The sequence below is a fragment of the Bacteroides sp. D1 genome (assembly GCF_000157095.2).
Lineage (GTDB): Bacteria > Bacteroidota > Bacteroidia > Bacteroidales > Bacteroidaceae > Bacteroides > Bacteroides xylanisolvens.
Window position 1 is genome coordinate 137,187 of record NZ_JH114350.1, and the last position, 21,148, is coordinate 158,334.

The following is a 21,148-nucleotide window of genomic DNA, read 5'->3' on the forward strand; positions in this document are numbered from 1 at the left end:
TAACTATTCAAATGTTTATTCCTTTTCTCATTTCAGTAGCGCTTCCACCATTACAGGAAAATGATCTGAAGAGTACTTATTATACTTTATATCATCATCAATGGTGTGATAAGAAAGTATTTTTATTTTTGGAGTCACAAAAATAAAATCTATGCGCTTAGCTGTTTTTCCAGTTTTGTCATAGGCATAAAAACTACCGGACGGTCCTTTAGGAGGCGTCAAAGTACATTTATATGAATCCAGTAATAAACTATCTTTCAGGAGAAGTTGTATCGGTTCTTCGTCCGGAGTGGCATTAAAATCACCGGTGCAAAAGGTTGGTCTGCCTTTAGCGATTTTCCTTACCTGTTCCAACAACATGAACGAAGATTGCCGTCTTGCTTCTGTTGCTTCATGATCCGTATGCGAATTAAACACATAGAATTTCTTCCCAGTCCGGAGGTCTTTAAAATATCCCCAAGTGCAAATCCGGCGACAACGTGCTCCCCAACCATAAGAAGGTATATCCGGAGTTTCCGAATACCAGAAATCACCATGTTTCAACACCTTAAAGCGATCTTTTTTATAGTAAATGGCACAATGTTCTCCTTTATTATCCCCGTCACGATCACGACCGATATAAGAATATTCGTTCAGAATCATCATATCCTTTAATTGAGAGGTACGCCCTTCCTGTATGGCAAACATATCGAACTTATTCCGTCGCACAACATCTACCAATGCGTTCAGACGGACTTCCCAAGACTTATCCCCCTTGTCTCCTTTGGTACGGATGTTATAAGATGCAAGGCGAATAATATCTTCCGGTTTCGTTTTGTCTAAGTTGGAAGATTTTGCCGGAAGACCTCCGGCAAAAAGTAAAATCAAAAGTAGAAAATAATATTTCTTATTTATAGAACACTTCATATTACAAATCATTAAGTATCAATTTATTTACTCCATTTAAATACCGGATAGCCGTTGCTTCCTTCTTTCCAAAGAGAAGAATCCCAGTTTATGACAGTGTTTTTCAGCTCGTTAGCAGATTTAGCTACTCCCTGGAAACTACTACCGGACGGTGATGTCTCATCTGAAACGGTAAATGTAGCCTCTCCTGCTTTCAAAATCACACCGTCATAAGCATAGCAATTTTCATAAGTAGCATTGGCAGTACCTCCGACTATACGTCCCACCTTTGCTTTATCGGTACTAACCAACATACTATTCCAAGCAATACAATTTTTTATGACTAATTTACCGCCATCCACTTTGCCGACTATACCTCCGGCATTTCCTCCACCTATGGCATTGATATCACCACTAGTATAACAGTTTTCAATACTGCTTCCACTGGCATTGCCATTCACCCTTCCGATGATTCCACCGGCTTTACCTGTATTGTTAGCAATTTGATCAATAACAGTAGCACTGGAATAGCAATTTTTGATATATCCCGAACCACCAAGTACACCGCCAATTCCACCTGCTGCTCCCGACCCCTTCAGTACTCCGGTAGTATAGCAGTTTGTTATCTTTCCAGTATAATTCTCTGCACCGGCAGCCAATCCTACATAAGCGGCTATGATGCCAATACCAGTATTCGGAGATGAGATATTTGCATCCACAAATCCCACATTTCTACATTCTCCACACAATACCCCGAAGAAGCTTCTATATGTGCCTGACTCACAAGTAAGGTTTTTAATTACATGATTGCGTCCATCGAAATCAATCCATTTATGGTAACCATTAGCATCATTTAGAGGTGCCCACTTGATCCCCTGCATATCAATATCCGCACTCAAGACAAAATAAGTCGTTTGTTTTTCAATGAGGGCTTTGCTCATATTCTGAATATGGATAGCATTAGCAATCACATAAGGATTATTTTGAGTTCCGTCTCCATTGGCAAAATCTCCTTCCGGTTCGTTGTCATGTCCTCCATAACTAGCATAATCTTCTCTATCCAATTGCCACTCTAAAATAGGGAATCCCATATCTATATTCCCAACATTATGCCATGGGGTCCCCCAATTAGCAATGCTATTCTGCAAAGTCAGAGCACTTTCACTCACTCCATCATATTTTCCTGTCGAAACGGAACCTGCATTATCCTCCGGAGTAAATCCTGTACAAATCATATCCTCCCATGCATAACATTCAGATGCGACGGGATCCGCCTGATGTCCATTTTCACCTTGAGACAAAACTCCACTGATACGTCCAGATCTGGCAGCAGGACCTGTTATTTTCCAGTTCCAAGCAACACAGGACGTAATTTTAGCTCCTTCGGAAGGAAGTGCAGCAATACCTCCCACTGAATTGGCTCCAATTAATACACCTGTAGAATAGCAATACGACACTTCACTGTTTTCATACATAGAACCTACAATACCTCCACATTCATCTCCTGTAGATATAACCTCTGCTGTGGAATAACAGTTTTTGATATAACAAATCTGTCCTCCATACGGTCTACCCATACGGGAAGCTATTCCACCAGCATACTTTCCTTTCACTTTTCCGGAGACGTAACAGTTTTCCACCTGCCCTGTCTTCTCTACAGCGTTCGGAGCTTTCACTCCGATATAACCGCCGATAACCCCTGCCCCACTATTAGTAGCTGCTTCTACATGGGCATTATAGAAACCGACATTTTTACAAGTCCCGGTCAAAATACCGAAAAAACTGGCATACGCTTTATCCGTACAGGTGAAATTCTTTATAATATGATTATTTCCATCAAAATAGATATAATAGTCACCGGTTGGGTTCAATGGATCCCAATTAGATATAGACTTCATATCAATATCAGCTCCCAATTGGAAATAAATCATCTTTCCTTTCACCAAAGCCTCACTCATATTCTGAATCTGTATCACATCCATAACGAGATAGGGCTTGTTCACTGTTCCATAACCTTTTTCAAAAAGCCCGCCTGCTCCGTCACCCTCGTCTCCGTCATCTATGTCTGTGTTTCTATCCGGCGGAATACGGCTATAGGAATCCATCGGATTAAAATCAGAGCATGAGAAAGATAAAATAGCCATCCATAAAATGGTCCAATATCTCATTACCGAGTATGTACTTATATGATAAAATTTGTTTTTCATAATCTTCATTTTTATTTTAGATTTCTACTACGATCACCATAGGATAATGATCGGATAAAGAACTGACAATAGTGCGGGTAGAAAGCACCGTAGCATGTTTCACAAAAATAAAATCAATTCTGGTCTTTTTAGAAGGAAATGTAAAGAGAGCTCCATGCTGAACGGCCGCTTCCCGATATGCATCTTTTAATATACCACTTTGGCAAATCGTAGTGGCTATTTCGGGAGCATCAGGAGTCGCATTAAAGTCGCCGGTACAAAATGCGGGAGTATTGTCTTTTGCTTTATCGGAAACTGCATCCACCAGCATTTGACATGCATGTTTTCTGGCATTATCAGCCAAAGGCATGTGAGTTTCAAAAAGATAAAATTCTTTTTGAGTCTTGCTATCCTTGAATTTTCCCCATACACAGAAACGTTTGAAATTTGTTTCATCCCATCCGTTGGAAGGAATTTCCGGAGTTTCGGAAAACCAGAAACGTCCGGCATCCAGTAATGTGTAGCGGCTCTTCTTATATAAAATGCCACTCATCTCTCCTGCCTTATTATCGTCATTTCCAGTGTCACGACCATAAGCGAGAATCTGATAATCACTCGCAAGTTGAGTTCCTAAGTAGGAACGTTGTTCCCAACTGGCTTCTTCGAATCCACAAATCTCAAAATCGTAGTCTCTGATTAATTGTGCCACACGTTCCCGTCGGTTAGTCCATCCTGTACCAGTCTCCACCTGTAAGTTATAAGTTGCTACACGCATGGACGTTTCAGTCACGGGGTCTTCGTCTTCCTCGCCATCTCCTGTATCCCACGTGAAATCAGGATAGTACAATGAATTGTCTTTATTATCTTCACAACTGCTGGCGAAAACAGAGAATATGAAGGTAATCAATGTGTATATTACTATTTTTTTCATAAATCTATTATTTATATCTTTTATACTTGTTATTCATTCCATCCCGGATTCTGGGTTACGACACCATTAGATAAGGTTATTTCCTGTCTTGGTATCGGATATAGATAATCACGGTTCTCATTCCAGGTACGGTCGATCCAACTGTAACACAATAAATTGCCATAATTACCTTCTGACAATGAGGTGCCGCTTCCATCGGAAGCCAATTTTACATACGTCACACTTCCAACATTGGGTTGCGAAGATGTGGTGTAGAAACAGACATCATTTGTTCCGTCTCCATCGATATCATACGCTTTATTGATAGCTGTAGCAGGAAGATAAAATCCTTTAAAAGATTGGGCCATACATTGCCCCTCTTTCCAGCGCATCAAATCATAATAACGGAAGCCTTCCATGACCAACTCTATCGCACGTTCCCGTCGGATTTCCAGAATCACCCCTTTATTATCTCCTGTGATATTCACATAACCGGTTTCCGGAGCACACATATAAGGGTCCGGAGAAAGGTTTGCTGCGTTCATATTCAGTTTTCCCGTGACTCCTGCACGTGTCCGCAATTTGTTTATCGTATTGTCGATATCAGTTTGCGTCAGTGTGCCTAATTCTGCCTTTGCTTCGGCATAGTTCAAATAAACTTCTGCCAATCTGAACAGAGGAAGGTCATTGCTTGAATCACCTGTATAGCTCATATTATCATTTGCATATTTCAGCAAGTGGTATCCGGTCATCGTGACATTCATATTTATATTTGAAGTACGGATTGTTTGCGCTAAACGCGGATCACGATTGACTATTTCATCCTTGAATTCCATTGTTGCATAATTGGGCTGGTCGGTGAAACGGTTGCCGTTCTTCATTAAATAATAATTGACCAGTTTTTTCGAAAGTCCGGGGCGGCCTAATGTCGGAGAATTCTCAAAAGCTTGTACTTTATGAACCAGACTCAAATCATTATTATAATCCCTTGCCAATATGATTTCCGCATCAATCGCATTCTCGGATTTAAAGAGATTACGATAGGACTGTGAGCCGGATTGATACAATGAATATCCTCCGGAAGCAGTCATGATTTCATTAGAGGCACTTACACAGTCATTCAAGTATTTCTCATAATCACCCAATCCATGATATTTACGATAAGTACCTTCAAATAATCCTACACGTGACTTTAATGCCTGGGCAGTCCACCAGGTTACACGATAAAGTTCTTTTGTCCGGTTGGTTTCTTTAAAAACCTCTATGGCAAAATTAAGATCTTCCATTATCTTTCCCATCACAAATTCGCGTGAATCCCTGGCTTTGTATAAATCAGCATCATCCGAGCCGAGTACTTTATCGTACCAAGGTACATCTCCAAAACGTTTCACCTTTTCAAAATAGAAATAAGCACGGAAGAAGCGTGCCAGGGCTTCATATTTGTCGCGCACTTTCTGGTCTTTACAGTTTCCCAGATTATCCAATAAAAAATTAATTGATCGCAGTGCACTCCAACTCCATCCTCCACCCGTTTCCGGAATGACACGTTGCCCACTCACTTCGTCGCTTAAAGGAGATACAATCAGCATATCAGCATCGTCCCTATAAATATCACCGTCACCCGGAAAATTGTTTGAATAGAACTGGTTACTGTACAACTGTAATTGCTCTTCATTCGTAAAATAATCCTTAGTCGTCAAGCGATCTTTCGGATTTATATCCAATATGCTTTCACAAGAAGCAAATAACAACGACAGACCAACAGTCGCCCACAATGTATATTTCATTATTTTCATACTATATTCCTTTATATTCATTATTATCAGAACGTTATATCTACACCAAAAGAGTATGTCTTTGCCCAGGGATAAATATTTGCGTCACTTTTACTTGTTTTCCAGCTGTTACTTGCCGATGCTTGTTCCGGATCAATATAATCGGAATGTAGCTTAGTGAATGTCAGCAAGTTCTCACCACTAAAGTAAACACGTATTTTCTCGAAACCTATTTTAGAAAGCCATTTATCCGGCAATGTGTAACCAATAGAAAGATTCTTCAACCGACAATAAGCCAGATTCTGCAAATATTTAGTATTAACCACTGCCAATTCACGATTACTACCGAGAGCCACATATCCTCTGGGATGTGGGAAATAAGCATTTGTATTTTCTTCACTCCATACCTGGCTCATAAAGTCGGAAGGAATAAAACTAGCATATGGTCGGGAATAAGGTCCAGTTTTTGAAGACAGATCCAAGGGCGCGATACCAAGGTTATACGTTCTACTTTAGGGAGGGATTGTGTTGGAGTGATATAAACACAATGTTTCTGAAGTGCCGTAAGAAAGAAAAAAGCATACATGACGTCAAAAGTATGAGCATTTTTGGAGTTTCTAATTTGCTTTCAGAAGACTACATCATCACAATGATAAACTCAACCTTGATTAGTCATTATGTTGACAACTTCGTCAATAATACTCAGACATTTCAGATTAATGATGCACGTCAGTTACCCATCATCATTCCTACATCGACAGATGATGAGCAGGCAAAATCATTTGTCTCAAATGCAATTAAAATAAAGAAAGGACACACAACGAACAATGCTCTTGATGTCATCCAGAAAGAAGTGGATTCTTATGTTGAGAAAATTTATAATCTCTAAACACAGAGGGATTTTGTTGGATAGATGTAAATTCTACTTATCTTAAAGCAAGACTGAAAGGTAATGGCGTATTTGATGTTTTAAGTATGAGTTTATTCTCTATGAACCAAATACCTGATTGGTATTACGTTAGCCTTATTAATTCGGAGCTTATTAGTCTCTATGTAGATAATTTTGTGAACAATACATCTCATTTCCAAATAAATGATGCGAGGCAGTTACCAATCGTAATACCAAATTTAAAAATTTTGAATAAAATAGAACAGTTATGTAAAGAGGCGATTTGTTTAAAGAAAGATAGTTTTTCTTCCTTGGTTGATAGAACAACTGCGGAAGAAAAACTATTAGCATTGCAACGAGATTTGGATTATTATGTACAAGCAGAACTATATGGAATATAAGCATGCTATTAAATTGTCATTTTCCTCTTCTATTATTTCCAACTCTGATTGAATTGATATGTCTGTTGTTATACCTTTAGCAACAGACTTTTTCAACTCAAAAGCACTGGTAAATAATCTGTTACACGATTTTAATATCTCATTATCTGGAATTAATACAGGAATTAATTTAGCATCTCCTGTTGTACAATGAGAAGTCGAATTAATAAAATTATCAACGTATATAGCTGCAAATCTAGAGTTCATTAAAGAAATCAGATAGAACTCTGGAACCTGGTTGACACAAGAAAAGAAACTCATGCTTTCTGTGCTTTGTACAGTCTTTTCTTTCTTTTTGCATTTCATATATGTTGTCAAAACATTATTCCAACAAAATCCCTCCCTAAAGTAGAATTGAGGATTGCGGACAACTGGCATTCCTTCACCTTTCTTTCCTGAATTTGTCTTCAAAAACTGGACGTTCTCCTTAGACCAAGCAATGGCAAATGGGGTTTCAAGATACCAGCGATTACCGTCTTTGTCTCCCTTGTCGTAAGGCACATAGAAGTTTTTTGAGGTATCAATGCCGTTCTCCTTCTCATCTTTGGTCAGCTCATCAACGTTTGCCAGTTCACTATCATCAATGATTTTATAGATATAGCCCTGTCCGAAAATGTCACGGCCATACTTCTCTTTGAGATTGTCGAAGAGGTTTGCTATTTCTTTTTCCGAGAGGGATGCCAAGAATTCCTTTTCGTTGGCATAGGCGTCCAATCCTTCCACCTTAATTTTCTTTTTCTTAATGGCTTCTACCAGTTTCTTGGGGCGTGACTCTATGATATTCTTCGCCCATTTTGTGGAACGGCGCACAGCAATGTACTTACCGTTGTTGGCCGTTGCAAGTCCTTGTCCTCCCTCTGTAAGGCAGCCCAATAAAGCAATATCGCCTGGTTTTAGGCTGGCACGATAGGCTTCCAACTCCTTATGGTTTTGAGAAATCTTCTTTGATGTCTCAATCTTGCTCCACCATTTGTCATATAGTTCTTTCACTTTCTTCCCATAGAGTTCATAGATGCGCAAATTCAGTGGCGTAGGTTTGAATATTACGGAGTTCTGCGCATTTATGAACATGCTTTGTTGAATAGGAGTGAACACAATGGGATGAGACAAATCTGCAGTACCATCATAGAAATTAACAATGTGCTCATCTACCATCGGCTGCTTAACAGTCTGTGTGATGCAGGTGTCAACCATTGCTGCTTCAAAAGGATTGGCTGTATCAAAAATATAGCGAATGGTATTTGACAACAATAAATCTCTCATATTGCGCTTGGTCTGTGTCGTCCAAAACGTCTTTGGTGTGATATAAGTTAGTGTTCCACCATCTTTACAGAGAGCCAATCCTTTGAATGTAAAAAGATTGTATGTGTCATCAGAAAAGCCAAACTCCTTTTCATACTTCACTTTGTCTTCTTCCTTTACTCCTTTAGTAGAAATATATGGCGGATTACCAATCACTATGTCAAACTTCTCTTTAAGACAGAACATCCATTCGGGGTCAAAGAAGGAAGACACTGAATTTTGGTCATATGGATTCCATTCCGTTATCTGCTTGACTGCGGCTTCAAATCCTGTGATTTCGCCTTTGTTCTGCTCTTTGGCAATTTCTGCTTTTGTCGCTTTTATGCGTACTGTCAGTTCCTTGCGCTTCTTCTTGTTGATGTCCTCACGAAACAAAGAGTCAGGATGCTCTACTACACCGAACAGTGTTTGCTCTACGGGATGAGTTTTGTCTACCCACACTTCATCCTTGTACAATTCCCATTCATCAGAGAGTTGCTGCAAGAGTCGTTCATGTGCTGCAATTTTTTCAAGGTCAGGCTTTTGGGCATGGCTGACTATATAGTCGAGCAGCTGTTGGCGGGTGGCATTGTCTTGACGCTCACTTCGTTTCTTGGCTACACGACCTTTCGCAAGGAAGTGGTCGTTGCGGATACAGAGCAGTTTTTCTTTCATGCTATCCAGTTTCTCGTCGTTCGTCCAATCGTCCTCGTAGTTGCGTATATTGGCACTGATGAGCGTGTTGGCTGCAACGAACTTTGTTTCCAGGTTAGGAAGAGTGTTGATGCCAAAGTTCGTTTCGGGAGAACTAAAGTCGATGTCATTCTGCTCGCAGATAAGCGAGATGAAGAAACGCAGTTTACATATAAGCATGGCGATTGGCTGGATATCAACGCCATAGACACAATTCTCAATGATAGTGAGTTTGAGTTGGTAGCGGTCGACCGTATCTCCCTTGAGCAACTCTATGATGTCAACAATACGCAAGAGACACCCCATGGGGAACGCTCCCGAGCCGCAGGCTGGGTCGAGTATCTTGACTTGTTTGAGCGCGTTGGCGATAGCATCCTTGTTGCTATCTGTCCAATCTGTAGAAACGGTTCTCTCTTTAAATAGTGCATTCAATTTTTCTTCGCTTATTCGGTCGAGTCGTTTGCCAAGGAGATAACTCTTTATGGCCTCGTCCACCATATAGTCGACGATGGGACGCGGCGTATAGAATGAGCCAGTGGATTTGCGTGCCGATTCCTGTGTTTCGGGATTGTATGCCGCTAAAAGGTTCTCGAACACACGACCGAGCAATTCGGGGTCAAGCGATATGACGGCATCCGTAGGCGAGTTCTCTTCGATGGTGAAGTTGTATTGCTTCAACAAATTAATGAGTCCAGGTTGGTCTTCATCATCATTAAAGAAAAGAATGTTGGGAACAAACGCCCGATACTTGAAGTTACCATTAGATGATTTGGTAGCATTGCGGCTAAAGCCGTCATAAAAAATGTCATATTCTTGGTTGAGATACAAATCTTTGGGTTTGTCGAGACACTCAAAGAGTCCACCGTTCAGAAACGGAACGTGGGCAAAGAGAGTCAGTATCTCCTCTTCTTTCTGTTGGAACATTTCCTTGTAGCGGTAAAGGTTCCGTGTATCACGTCCAGACTTGGAGGCAGCAAAACAGCGAGGATTGCCCTCCTCATCGATAATGGCACAGTTGAGCGTGGCAAAAAAGAGGTTTTGCAGGATGGCATTATAGTAGTTGCCATCAATGTGCGATGTTTCATCAAAGTCAACAAGAATGGACTTTAACTGTTTCGGGTTAAAGATACTGTCAGGCACCAGTCCTTTCTGTTTAATGAACCACACGAAGAGCAGACGTGTTATCATGCGTATCAACTTGACATTGATGTTCTCTCGGTCATCCTTCTCGGTGTTGGGATTGTTGGGGAAGGTGACGTTTATATCCTCAGACAAAGCCCACAAATACCAATTGTAGAGCTTGTTATAAAAATCTTTCGATAGTGCTTCCACGGAGAACGCTTCCTTGATGTTGGTAAAAGAAAGACCTTTCTGTTGCAAGTCGATGAAACGGGCTACTGGTGTGTTATAATGACTTCCTTTGTCACCCAGTACAAAAGTGTAACGTTTAGGCGATGTTGCCTCACCATTAATATCACAAATGAATGACAAACGCCAATGGTCGCCACTATCAAATACCACCAATGCCGCATCAAATTCGCCCCAAGTAGGGTTGATAAATGATTTTACGAGATTGCGAAGTCCTACACGTTTATTTGCGACAGAGCCTTGACGGATATTATAATGAAACAAACCTATACGGTAACTATCAGTAGTATTTATGTTACCTAAATAGTAGCCTTCATCCGAAGTGTTCTCAATAATTCTTTCAGGCTTCTCTTTCAATTCACTTGCATTGAAAAAGTGTTGCGAAAAGCTATACCATTGTGTCAAGTTGAATGACGATTGGAATATGTTTCTTAAACTATCTGAGGTATATATAGTTGCCATAGTAATATTGGTTTATAGTGAGTGATTTATTTGAAACTCTCTGAAATAATGATTTGTGGATTGGAAATATCTTGGGCATCGTGGCGTTGCTCTTTGTTCATCGTCTGATACTCGCTAAGTAGTTCCGAAATTTTGTTTTGTAAACTATACTCGTTTTGTTTCATCTTTGCACGGTCGTTCTTGTATTCACGAGACAAAGTTTTCAAGTAACGAGGTAGTTGGGCATAGATACCTTCATTGATATATCCCATCAACACATCGCATTGTGATTTCAATTCATTATCGGTTGTTATCTGCTTGATAGTACGCAAGAACTTGTTGGCTTCAAGCGAAGTCTTGTCAAGGTCAGTGCGGTTGATGGATGATGTATCGGCAGCCTCCACATATTCGGTCGTATATTGAGCTAATGCACTATTTACATGTTTGTAGTGTTGCTCTTCTTTAGAAAATGGCACAGGCTGTTCTTCTGGCTTCGCTTTGAGATATTTTACTGCTTCAAGGAAGTCAATAACCTCCACACTAGTTGCTGATGCCAAATAGAACTCTGTTTTAACATTGGAAGAAACAAATATTATAGACTTACCGCTATGCTTTCCTGTATCACGCATTACACGGCTCTTCATTGGCAGTGCCTTGATTTTGTGATACAGTTTGCGGTCGCTATTATAGAGTTCACGTACCTCACGCAATAGGGCAATTTTCTTGTCAATGCTATCCTTTACATTGCTATCGAACATCTGGAACTCCTTTACAATCTCCTCTTTGGAGTAGATTTGTGCATCTTCGCCAAATGCCGAATGGAAACCTTGCAACTTGACAAGGGCATTCTTATATAACTGAATTTCTTTATCTCCCTGTTGAGATGGGTAGAACATATAGTTGTAGATGTTGGTAGCAACTGATCCGATACGGTTTACACGACCGATGCGCTGCATCAATCGGGTAGCGTTCCAAGGTGAATCATAATTGACAATCACATTAGAACGATGCAAGTTCACACCTTCCGCTAACACATCAGAGGTAATGATAATGTTGTACCTCATAGAATCGCTGTCAAAGTTTGCATCAAAATTTTCCTTGATGGTCTGCCCCAAACGATTGCGGTTGGCTGCTGTAACCATTAAGACATCGGAACGACCAATTTCCTTTGTAAGTCTATCGTACAAATAGTTCAGTGTATCTACACTTTCGGAGAACAATACCAATTTGCCCGATGGATTTCTCTCTTTATCGAAGAAGTTATGAGTAAGGTTTTCTTGGAACTTATCGAATTTTGGGTCGTCATTTTCTTTCTCCCAATCTGCATTGAGTTGTTCCAATATCTCACGGTCGTGATGGAGCATTTCAACAAAGTCGGAACTGAAAGCATCTGCGGTAAAGAGTATATCTTCTGTGGCATATCCTTTTGTAATAGCATACTCTATAATCTCGTCAAGTTCCATATTCTTTGCTTGAAGATCTTTTACTTTCAAGTCAGGAGCAATGATAACCTTGTCCTCTTCAAACATCTTAATCATATCGGTTGTGATACGAAGAAGTGTGCGGAGCGACTTCTTGAAAGCATAGAAACTACTCTCCAATCGCTTTACCATATGGACACGATAGATAGCTGCCAATGTCTGACCGATATGTACAGCATTCTTGTACTTGTTACGATATTCAGGCTTCAAAAACTCTACTGCACGATAACGAGCATAAGTTAGTCCCTTGCCCTCTGGATTCTCATCTGTTTTCCCGTCGGTTAATTGTTTCAATGTTTCGTAGAAACGATTACTTGTGTCGGAGTCCATCACGTACTCCAATTCGTTAGGTGGCAGAATATTGGGGAATATGATGCCCTGAGACTTGATGTCTGCTCTATAATCAGGGTCATTTAGAATGTTGTTGCGTGTACGACGAACTGTTACTTTGTCGATAACCTTACTACGGATTTGCTCATATATTTTATCCACTTCGGATGTAACATCACGCTGGTCACGTTCACGCATCAATCGCTTGTAGTCCAATATGTATTCTGAGAAGAAACCTTTGAGGTTTGGAACTCCATCAATGGTACAACTCTGACTGTTTTGGAACAGCAATAATTGATTCTGCAAATCATCGGGACGGTTGTTGAGCGGAGTTGCTGAAAGAAGCATCACTTTCTTCTGTGAACTCTTCAATAAGCCCATATTTATGCAAGGAGACTTGCATATCTTCTGCAACTCGTCATACTTGCCCGAACTATCGCTACGGAAACCGTGTGCTTCATCGACAATGATTAGATCAAACTCCTCTTTATCCTTGTAGTTGTCTTTACCGTCAAGAACTTTGGATAGGCTACCATTAGTGATAAACTGAGCTTTTTTGTAGATGCCGAACAACTTGAATGTATTTCTCCAGTTGTCTTCCAGAGCAGGAGGATAAACAACAAGGATATTGGTGTTTTTACCGTTAGCCTCTACAAATCGCTTGGCTATCATTGTAGCAATCATAGTCTTTCCCAAACCTACAACATCAGCAAGAAACAAGCCGTTATGCTGCATCAGCATCTGATAGCCTTGAATAACGGCATCTTTCTGATATTTCAAATCCTTGACACCATCGGGCAACTGAATAGAAAAATCATCTTCCACTTGGTCGCCAAAAGTATCGATAAGCACTTTTATGTATAGTTCGTATGGCGTTGGCTGATAACCCAAATATGTTTTCTTCTTGTACTCTTCAATATCTTCTACAGTCAATGGCACAGCTTCATTCCACAAAGCCCAAAACTCATCAGAGCAATACTTCACATCGTCAAAGTCTTTCATCGCTACATTAAGTTCGTATTGTGGTGGTTGCTTAATGCCTAAACCCGAATCAGAGATATTTGACGATCCCATAATAACCCAACCATCGCTATGTTCGCTATGATTTTGTGGCAAACAGAGATAGAATTTAGCGTGCAAGTTTTTAGTAGCGTGGATACGCATTTGTAAGCGTCCTGAAACAAGGTCTTCACACATCTGTAAAATACCCTCTTCTACTTCAGGAGAATATTGGGCATTAATAATGTCCTCTTTGAAGCCGTTGTGATAGATTTCTTTCGCTTTATCTTCGTCTGCTAACATCAATAGAGCTTTATTGTGTTTGCGAAAAATATCATCAATATTAATACCTACCAATATTTTAATTTCTGATACATTACCCAACTCTTTTCGTAATTTAAAATAACCAGATGAGCGAAAAAATCCAACAACTGCTAAAAAACTATCGAAATTTATCATATCAGCAGCAATACCTTTGAATTTATCAAACAAGGTGTTTCCTGTGCTGTTTGTGAAAAATTTTGTACTCATTATTATTCGTGTTAAAATTTAATTAGAAATAAGTGACGCTAATAATACTAATTGTTATTGAGCATTTTCTTTTTCTCTCCTTTCCTTAACTTTCTCCAATCCCGGCATCTTTTTAGCCAATGCACTTTCTCCAGCAGGAAAATAGAGAGGAAAAACTTTATATAAGAAACCCACAACTTCACTACGGCTTTTATCCATATTGTAAAAAGCAGAGCAGACAAAGTACATTAGTTCTTGCTGACTACATGTTTCTTTGGGCTGTATGCTTATTGAGGGAGCAACTATCAAGTCATGTTCAGCAAATGATAGAGCACTGGCAAGAATAGCTTCCTGTTCTTCTTCGGTAAACATCTTTATTTTCCCAGCTAACCATTCAAGCTCTCTTTGCCGGAGTGCTTGTTGTTTTTCGTTTTGATGCTCCAATAGGATTGCTACATTTTCTTGTTGCTTTTCTGTCAAGGCGTTTTCTAATGCTTGGTTCTTTCGTTTAAGAACGTTGAATTTTAGCAAAGCAGCAATGTACATACAGAAATATCCTACTGCAATATCGAATATTAGGACAAGCAGATAATTGTTACTTGAGTTTTGTATGCCACCAGCCATATATTCACTAATAGGGATAACAGCTAATAGCATGATAATGGCTATTGCATAAAGCACTCGGTATCGCGTTTTATGGTTTACCTGTGGCAAAGAGGCAAACAAAAAGGCGATAATCAAAACGGCTATGATTGCAAAGAATGGTATGAAAGAGGTCTCCATAGGTTTGTTGTTCTGTTTATGGTTTAACAATAATGCGCCAATAACCAGCCTTGTCTGAACCTTCGTGAACCAAAATTCCCATACCCCTAAGGCTCTTGATATTTTTCTCTATAGCGCGTTTAGTTACACCAATCTTGTTGGCCATATTATCAGCTGTGATTGAAGGATCTGAAATAACGAGGTCGATTATCTTTTGTGCAGTTTTACTGACTTTCTTCTGTGTTTCCGATGTATCTCCGAACTTATCCGCATTTACACCGAACTTTTCGACCGAACTTTCTTCATTTACACCGAACTCTTTTGTGTTTACACCGAACTTTTCGACCGAACTTTCTTCGTTTACCGGGTACTTTTCGAGGGTACTATTTACTCTGTTGGCTACTTCTTCAACAGGCATTCTTCCGTTGTCACCCCAGTTCAAATTATAGAATGTGGTGTAGAAAGAAGTCGCTTCCGTTTGATATTGCGGCTCTTTACCTTGCAGGAAATTGGGTAGCTTCTCTGTAAGCTCTCGCATTTTGCGTAAGCCGGAACCACGTTTTTCCATATAATCCAACTGTGTGAACACATCCGCAATGACGGGGTTGCGGCGCATGGACGGCACTTTGTATATGTCACGGTCTTGAATCTGTGTTCCGTCAAGCATTGCGCCCGGTGATACCAGTTCTACACGGTCATCGTAAATATCGATATGTACTTCACCGCCCATCACGGTATAATCCCGATGGATAAGATGGTTTACCAATCCTTCGAAGATAGCACGGTCGGAATAGTCGGGGAGGTTAAGGCGATAGTTTGGCATCTTCACCCAGCCGCTCATGGTATAGTTTTTGATGAAATCCATACCATATTTTAAGAGCAGCACAAGGTTAGCCCGATGTTCTACGGAACTGATGGCATCATCCTTATAGAGTCCAGTCCAACGGGTGCAGAAAATACGCGATTGAAATACCGTGCAATTATCCACAAACAGCAATCCTGCATTGGTCAGTTTGCCGTCAGGAGTTACCAGCCCGAATGATTCCAGATACTTATCGTTCCATTCCTGATGGGTTTGCTCACGGAAAGTATTGGCAAGGATGATGAAAGAATGTTTGCTGGCATCCACTTGGGTAGGCAGTGAATCCCAAGTCATGTGCGTGCCTTTTAATACCAACGAAAGTAATTGTTGGGAGTTGCATTCTACACTTTCATTCCCAACTCGTACATATGCGGTACGTGTCCCATCCTGATAATAGTAATAAGGTGTAAGCGTTCCTGCCTTTACTTTCACTTCAAGCAGGGTATGTCCTTCATGTTCTATCGGAATAAGTTGAACTTCTGGCACAGGGTCAAGTCGTGCCTTTATCATTTCACTGATAAAATCAGCATCGGCTTGTGGATTCTCCAACCCTACAATTACGCCGTCATCATTCACTCCATAGAACAAACTGCCACCGTCCGTATTGGCAAATGCCGACACGGATTTAAGCCATGACTTTACTTTCTTACGCTCCAACATTTCCTTGAAATCGTAAGCCGAGCATTCCGCTATCAATGTATTGTTATGTATCTGCATCGTTTTCTTATTGTTGTTTGGGTATAACATCCCAATATCATACACAAAGGTAAGGATAAAACCGAAGAATCTGTTAAAAACATCGCTTTCTTTTGATTTTTATGCGTTTACATCTCTTTATTTATGAATAAAAATCGTAATTTTGCAAGCAAGAGCTGTGGTTGCTTATGGATGCTTATTTTCGGGTTTGCGTTATATTTGCAACACATGTACGCAAGTCGCTGATAGATATATCACGTTGATTTTGAGGAAGTAATCTGCAACTGCCAGGAATCTGTTGTATGTGTTATATTGATTGATATGCAACAACCTAAATCGGAACCCAAAATTAGTTTGCTTATAAGATGTTGAAGCGCTGCCGTCATTATGTTCTCATTGATCCTGCAACTGACGCAATCCGAACATTCGCTGACAGTCAGTTGTATACGGCGCGAATCAGCATAGGGACGACATTGATTAACAATAGAAGTAATATAAGAAGAGAGTTCCAAATTTACTGTTGATGTCTTAGGAAGTATTTTTTTGTTTACCTTATTGAGGGTTACAATATTCTGATTGCAATATATAATGCATTCGGTATATCCCAATGCCTCTTCTACCTGTTGGGAAAACGATTCGGGAAGATTACCGGTTTTAAGTTCTTCCAATTGATTTCGTAACAGTATCAACGGGGTATGCGTAGTATGGAGCATGTTCATGGCTATCTTAAGTTTTTCATGTGACAACAACTGGACATTATACTCTACCGCAAGATACGCAAACAAAACAATAAATAGCCCAATGCCGAAACTCTCTACAGGAACTGCATAACCAAGCAATGATAAATCAGGCAAAATTACGCCAATAGCTTGTTTACTGTTTACTAAATTGGCTCCACTATCTATAGAAAGTAAAGCGCGAAAGTTTAATAATAAACTCAGGTAACAATCATTCATACTTATATAGGATTTGATTAATACTTACATTTTCATCAAAACACGTTTGATGATCTTTTAACGTGTCTAAATCCGGCACAAGTATAAAGTTTTCAACGTCCACATATGAGGTGGATTCTAACAAAAACAATGGGTGTTTTCTATCAAAAGTGGTAACAATATCGTTTGTTACCGAAATATCAAGGGATAGATTCTAAAATCATCATTTCATTTGGCAAAACACAGTAATTGTAAAATATTTTATCGCAAAACAATACAACCACACGAGCATATAGTTCCACTTAATCATTAGAATAATGAAATAAGTAGAATTATAAAGCCACGTATATAATTTGAAAATAATAGACTTCTGATAAGTACTGTCAGATCATAGTTTACAGGAATACCTCATCATAAGACGGAATAATCTTTGCATCGTAAACGTGAGTGGCCGCAAATACATCGTCTTTCTTTATCAACAGCCAGTCTTTATCCTGATCATCCATATTGGTATGTATAAGGACAAATAGCCCTTTGAGTTTATGCCCGTGTAACTTGAATTCAAGTATTCCATTTTTAATGGCAGCGGAAATGTTACGATTATTACCAACGTAAGCATAGGTTCCACTATCCCATATTTCCACCGTACCTGCTCCATAGTTACCTTCCGGTATAACTCCTTCAAAGTGCGCATAACTCAAGGGGTGGTCTTCTACTTCTATGGCCAACCTCTTATCTTTTGGATTCATGGAAGGTCCTTTAGGCACCACCCAACTTTTTAATACTCCATCCACTTCCAAACGAAAATCGAAATGAAAATGACTGGCATCATGCTTCTGAACAACAAAAACAGGCATTCGATTGGGAGTTTCCACCGTATCCGCCATCGGTTCCGGTGTTTTACCGAATTGCCTTTTTGCCCGGTACTCTTTGAGGTTGATCATAGAGGCTTCAACCGCCTGCTTTTCTACCATTTTGATGTTTTTTCCTTCATCGGGAGAATTCTTTGCCATAATCTGTATTTTTTAGGTGAATAAAAAAACGAATGATTCAATGTGACAACAATCAGTATATCTGTTTGTTTGTCGAAATTCATCTATTTTAATGGCTTTATAACTGCATTTAAGTTTGCTAACTTATTTTTATTCTTCTCCCTTTCTTACTGCCTGCATAGTGGGTACAAAAATCCCTTTCAATCGTCCTTTTATAAAAGTATAAAAGCAATTGGAAGGAAATGAATAAAAAGAGATTAATCGGATATCTGTTCGTCACGATGTCTGTTGGTTGTATTCAGGCGCAGGAACAGAAGTCTTCTGTACCCGAATACAAGCTATGGTACGACTGTCCCGCACAGGTATGGACCGAGGCATTACCCCTTGGGAATGGTCGTTTGGGGGCCATGGTATATGGAACACCAGGCACAGAACAAATACAACTAAACGAAGAAAGCATTTGGGCGGGACGTCCCAATAATAACGCCAATCCGGATGCACTGGAATATATTCCGAAAGTGCGTGAGCTGGTCTTTGCCGGAAAATATCTTGAAGCACAGACACTGGCCACAGAGAAGGTGATGGCAAAGACTAATTCAGGAATGCCATACCAAAGTTTTGGTGACCTGCGAATCGCTTTTCCAGGTCATACACGTTATTCCAATTATTACAGGGAATTAAGTCTGGATTCCGCACGTGCAATCGTACGTTATGAAGTAGACGGAGTGCAGTATCAACGCGAAACGATCACCTCATTCACCGATCAGGTAGTAATGGTACGACTGACCGCCAATCGTCCTGGACAAATTACTTTCAATGCACAACTCACTTCCCCTCACCAGGATGTTATGATCGCTTCTGAAGAGGGAAACTGTGTGACACTCTCGGGAGTCTCTTCCTTGCATGAAGGATTGAAAGGGAAAGTAGAATTTCAAGGCAGATTGACTGCTAAAAATAAAGGTGGGAAAATAGCTTGTGCCGATGGAATACTTTCTGTTGAGAAAGCCGACGAAGCGGTTATCTATGTATCCATTGCAACTAATTTCAACAACTATCAAGATATCACCGGTAATCAGACAGAGCGGGCAAAGAACTATTTGGCGAAAGCAATGGTTCATCCGTTCATTGAATCGAAGAAGAATCATGTTGATTTTTACCGACAATATCTGACACGCGTTTCTCTTGATTTGGGACGAGACCAATATGCGAATGTAACCACCGATAAGCGTGTGGAGAATTTCAAAAACACCAATGACACACATCTGGTTGCCACCTATTTTCAATTCGGACGTTATTTGTTGATCTGTTCTTCCCAACCGGGAGGACAACCCGCCAATTTACAAGGAATTTGGAATGACAAATTATTCCCTTCCTGGGATAGCAAATATACTTGTAACATCAATTTGGAAATGAATTACTGGCCTTCGGAAGTAACGAATCTAAGTGAACTGAATGAACCGTTATTCCGTCTGATAAAAGAAGTGAGTGACACAGGTAAAGAGACGGCTAAGATTATGTATGGAGCCAACGGATGGGTGTTGCATCATAACACGGATATATGGCGTATTACAGGAGCAGTTGACAAAGCTCCTTCGGGTATGTGGCCCAGTGGTGGCGCATGGCTTTGCCGACATCTTTGGGAGCGTTATCTATACACCGGAGATGTGGAATTCCTGCGTTCTGTCTATCCGATACTGAAAGAGTCCGGACGTTTCTTTGATGAAATTATGGTGAAAGACCCCGTACACAACTGGCTGGTAGTCTGCCCCAGTAATTCACCGGAGAATGTACATTCGGGAAGTAACGGGAAAGCTACTACAGCTGCCGGATGCACCATGGACAACCAATTGATTTTCGATCTTTGGACAGCAATTATATCTGCTTCTCAAATACTGGATACAGATCAGGAGTTTGCCTCTCATCTGACACAACGTCTCAAAGAAATGGCTCCCATGCAGGTGGGACATTGGGGGCAATTACAAGAGTGGATGTTCGACTGGGATGATCCGAAGGACGTACACCGTCACATTTCTCATTTGTACGGACTCTTCCCCAGCAATCAGATTTCCCCTTACCGTACTCCTGAATTATTTGATGCAGCACGTACTTCTCTGATTCACCGTGGCGACCCGTCGACCGGGTGGAGCATGGGATGGAAAGTTTGCCTTTGGGCACGCCTGCTTGATGGTGACCACGCCTACAAGCTGATAACTGACCAGCTGACTCTCGTACGCAATGAAAAGAAAAAAGGAGGCACCTACCCTAACCTGTTCGATGCGCATCCGCCATTTCAAATTGATGGAAACTTTGGTTGTGCCGCAGGCATTGCAGAGATGTTGATGCAAAGCTACGACGGTTTTATATATTTGCTTCCCGCACTGCCTACCGTTTGGAAAGCAGGTTCTATCAAAGGAATCATTGCCCGTGGAGGTTTCGAACTTGATTTGAGTTGGAAAAACGGGAAAGTCAGCCGGCTGGTTGTCAAATCTCATAAGGGAGGAAATTGTCGTTTACGTTCGCTCAACCCATTAACCGGGAATGGCTTGAAGCGTGCCAAAGGTGAAAATCCGAACCCTCTTTATGCAGTCCCCACCATTCCGGAGCCATTGATTAACGAAAAGGCCAACTTGAACAAAGTGGAAATTGCAGAGACATACCTCTATGACCTACCTACCAAAGCAGGAAAAGAATATGTATTGATTGAAAAATAATA

At 40.4% G+C, this 21,148-nt stretch carries 13 protein-coding genes and 1 pseudogene; 3 read left to right on the top strand and 11 right to left on the bottom strand.

Translation table 11 applies throughout. From position 1 onward, the window contains the following. Positions 1 to 27 precede the first annotated feature (27 nt). The 5 genes and pseudogenes from BSAG_RS04330 to BSAG_RS04310 all read right to left on the bottom strand — a co-directional run. The gene (locus tag BSAG_RS04330; protein WP_004313083.1) at positions 28 to 918 is read right to left on the bottom strand and encodes an endonuclease/exonuclease/phosphatase family protein; all 891 of its coding nucleotides are present in this window, start codon (positions 916 to 918) and stop codon (positions 28 to 30) included. Between the two features lie 11 nt (positions 919 to 929). Further along, complete coding sequence (locus BSAG_RS04325; RefSeq protein WP_004313085.1) at positions 930 to 3,092, bottom strand: hypothetical protein; 2,163 nt, start codon at positions 3,090 to 3,092, stop codon at positions 930 to 932. A gap of 16 nt (positions 3,093 to 3,108) precedes the next feature. Continuing rightward, a complete protein-coding gene (locus BSAG_RS04320) occupies positions 3,109 to 4,002 on the bottom strand; it encodes an endonuclease/exonuclease/phosphatase family protein (RefSeq protein ID WP_004313087.1) in 894 nt (297 codons plus the stop codon). Positions 4,003 to 4,031: 29 nt separating this feature from the next. Continuing rightward, entirely contained in the window at positions 4,032 to 5,777 is a 1,746-nt protein-coding gene (locus tag BSAG_RS04315) for a RagB/SusD family nutrient uptake outer membrane protein (protein ID WP_008017756.1), read from the bottom strand. Positions 5,778 to 5,803: 26 nt separating this feature from the next. Next, a pseudogene (locus tag BSAG_RS04310) lies at positions 5,804 to 6,217 on the bottom strand (SusC/RagA family protein); the annotation flags it as partial. 86 nt (positions 6,218 to 6,303) lie between these two features. Between BSAG_RS04310 and BSAG_RS04305 the strand changes: the two are divergent. Both BSAG_RS04305 and BSAG_RS25780 read left to right on the top strand, forming a co-directional pair. Continuing rightward, a complete protein-coding gene (locus BSAG_RS04305; protein WP_008771011.1) occupies positions 6,304 to 6,645 on the top strand; it encodes a hypothetical protein in 342 nt (113 codons plus the stop codon). Between the two features lie 248 nt (positions 6,646 to 6,893). Next, on the top strand, positions 6,894 to 7,046 hold the full coding sequence (locus BSAG_RS25780) for a hypothetical protein (RefSeq protein WP_227080996.1): 153 nt from the start codon (positions 6,894 to 6,896) through the stop codon (positions 7,044 to 7,046). Here the strand turns inward: BSAG_RS25780 and BSAG_RS04295 are convergent. The 6 genes from BSAG_RS04295 to BSAG_RS04270 all read right to left on the bottom strand — a co-directional run bounded on the left by BSAG_RS04295 (position 7,032) and on the right by BSAG_RS04270 (position 18,456). Then, on the bottom strand, positions 7,032 to 10,889 hold the full coding sequence (locus BSAG_RS04295; RefSeq protein WP_008771009.1) for an Eco57I restriction-modification methylase domain-containing protein: 3,858 nt from the start codon (positions 10,887 to 10,889) through the stop codon (positions 7,032 to 7,034). The two genes, BSAG_RS25780 and BSAG_RS04295, sit on opposite strands and share 15 nt — an antisense overlap. 26 nt (positions 10,890 to 10,915) lie before the next feature. Further along, positions 10,916 to 14,209, bottom strand: coding sequence for a helicase-related protein (locus BSAG_RS04290; RefSeq protein WP_008771008.1), 3,294 nt, complete (start codon positions 14,207 to 14,209; stop codon positions 10,916 to 10,918). Positions 14,210 to 14,263: 54 nt separating this feature from the next. Beyond that, a complete protein-coding gene (locus BSAG_RS04285) occupies positions 14,264 to 14,971 on the bottom strand; it encodes a hypothetical protein (RefSeq protein WP_008771007.1) in 708 nt (235 codons plus the stop codon). A 16-nt stretch (positions 14,972 to 14,987) separates the two neighbouring features. Then, positions 14,988 to 16,529 (bottom strand): RNA-binding domain-containing protein, encoded by a 1,542-nt coding sequence (locus tag BSAG_RS04280; protein ID WP_008771006.1) that lies wholly within the window; start codon positions 16,527 to 16,529, stop codon positions 14,988 to 14,990. A gap of 233 nt (positions 16,530 to 16,762) precedes the next feature. After that, positions 16,763 to 17,464, bottom strand: a complete 702-nt coding sequence (locus BSAG_RS04275) for a HAMP domain-containing histidine kinase (protein ID WP_008771005.1) — start codon at positions 17,462 to 17,464, stop codon at positions 16,763 to 16,765. A 374-nt stretch (positions 17,465 to 17,838) separates the two neighbouring features. Further along, on the bottom strand, positions 17,839 to 18,456 hold the full coding sequence (locus BSAG_RS04270) for a DNA polymerase ligase N-terminal domain-containing protein (RefSeq protein ID WP_004308227.1): 618 nt from the start codon (positions 18,454 to 18,456) through the stop codon (positions 17,839 to 17,841). A 221-nt stretch (positions 18,457 to 18,677) separates the two neighbouring features. On the opposite strand from BSAG_RS04270, the gene BSAG_RS04265 reads away from it, so the two are divergent. Further along, positions 18,678 to 21,146, top strand: coding sequence for a glycosyl hydrolase family 95 catalytic domain-containing protein (locus tag BSAG_RS04265; protein ID WP_008771003.1), 2,469 nt, complete (start codon positions 18,678 to 18,680; stop codon positions 21,144 to 21,146). The last annotated feature ends 2 nt before the right edge of the window (positions 21,147 to 21,148 follow it).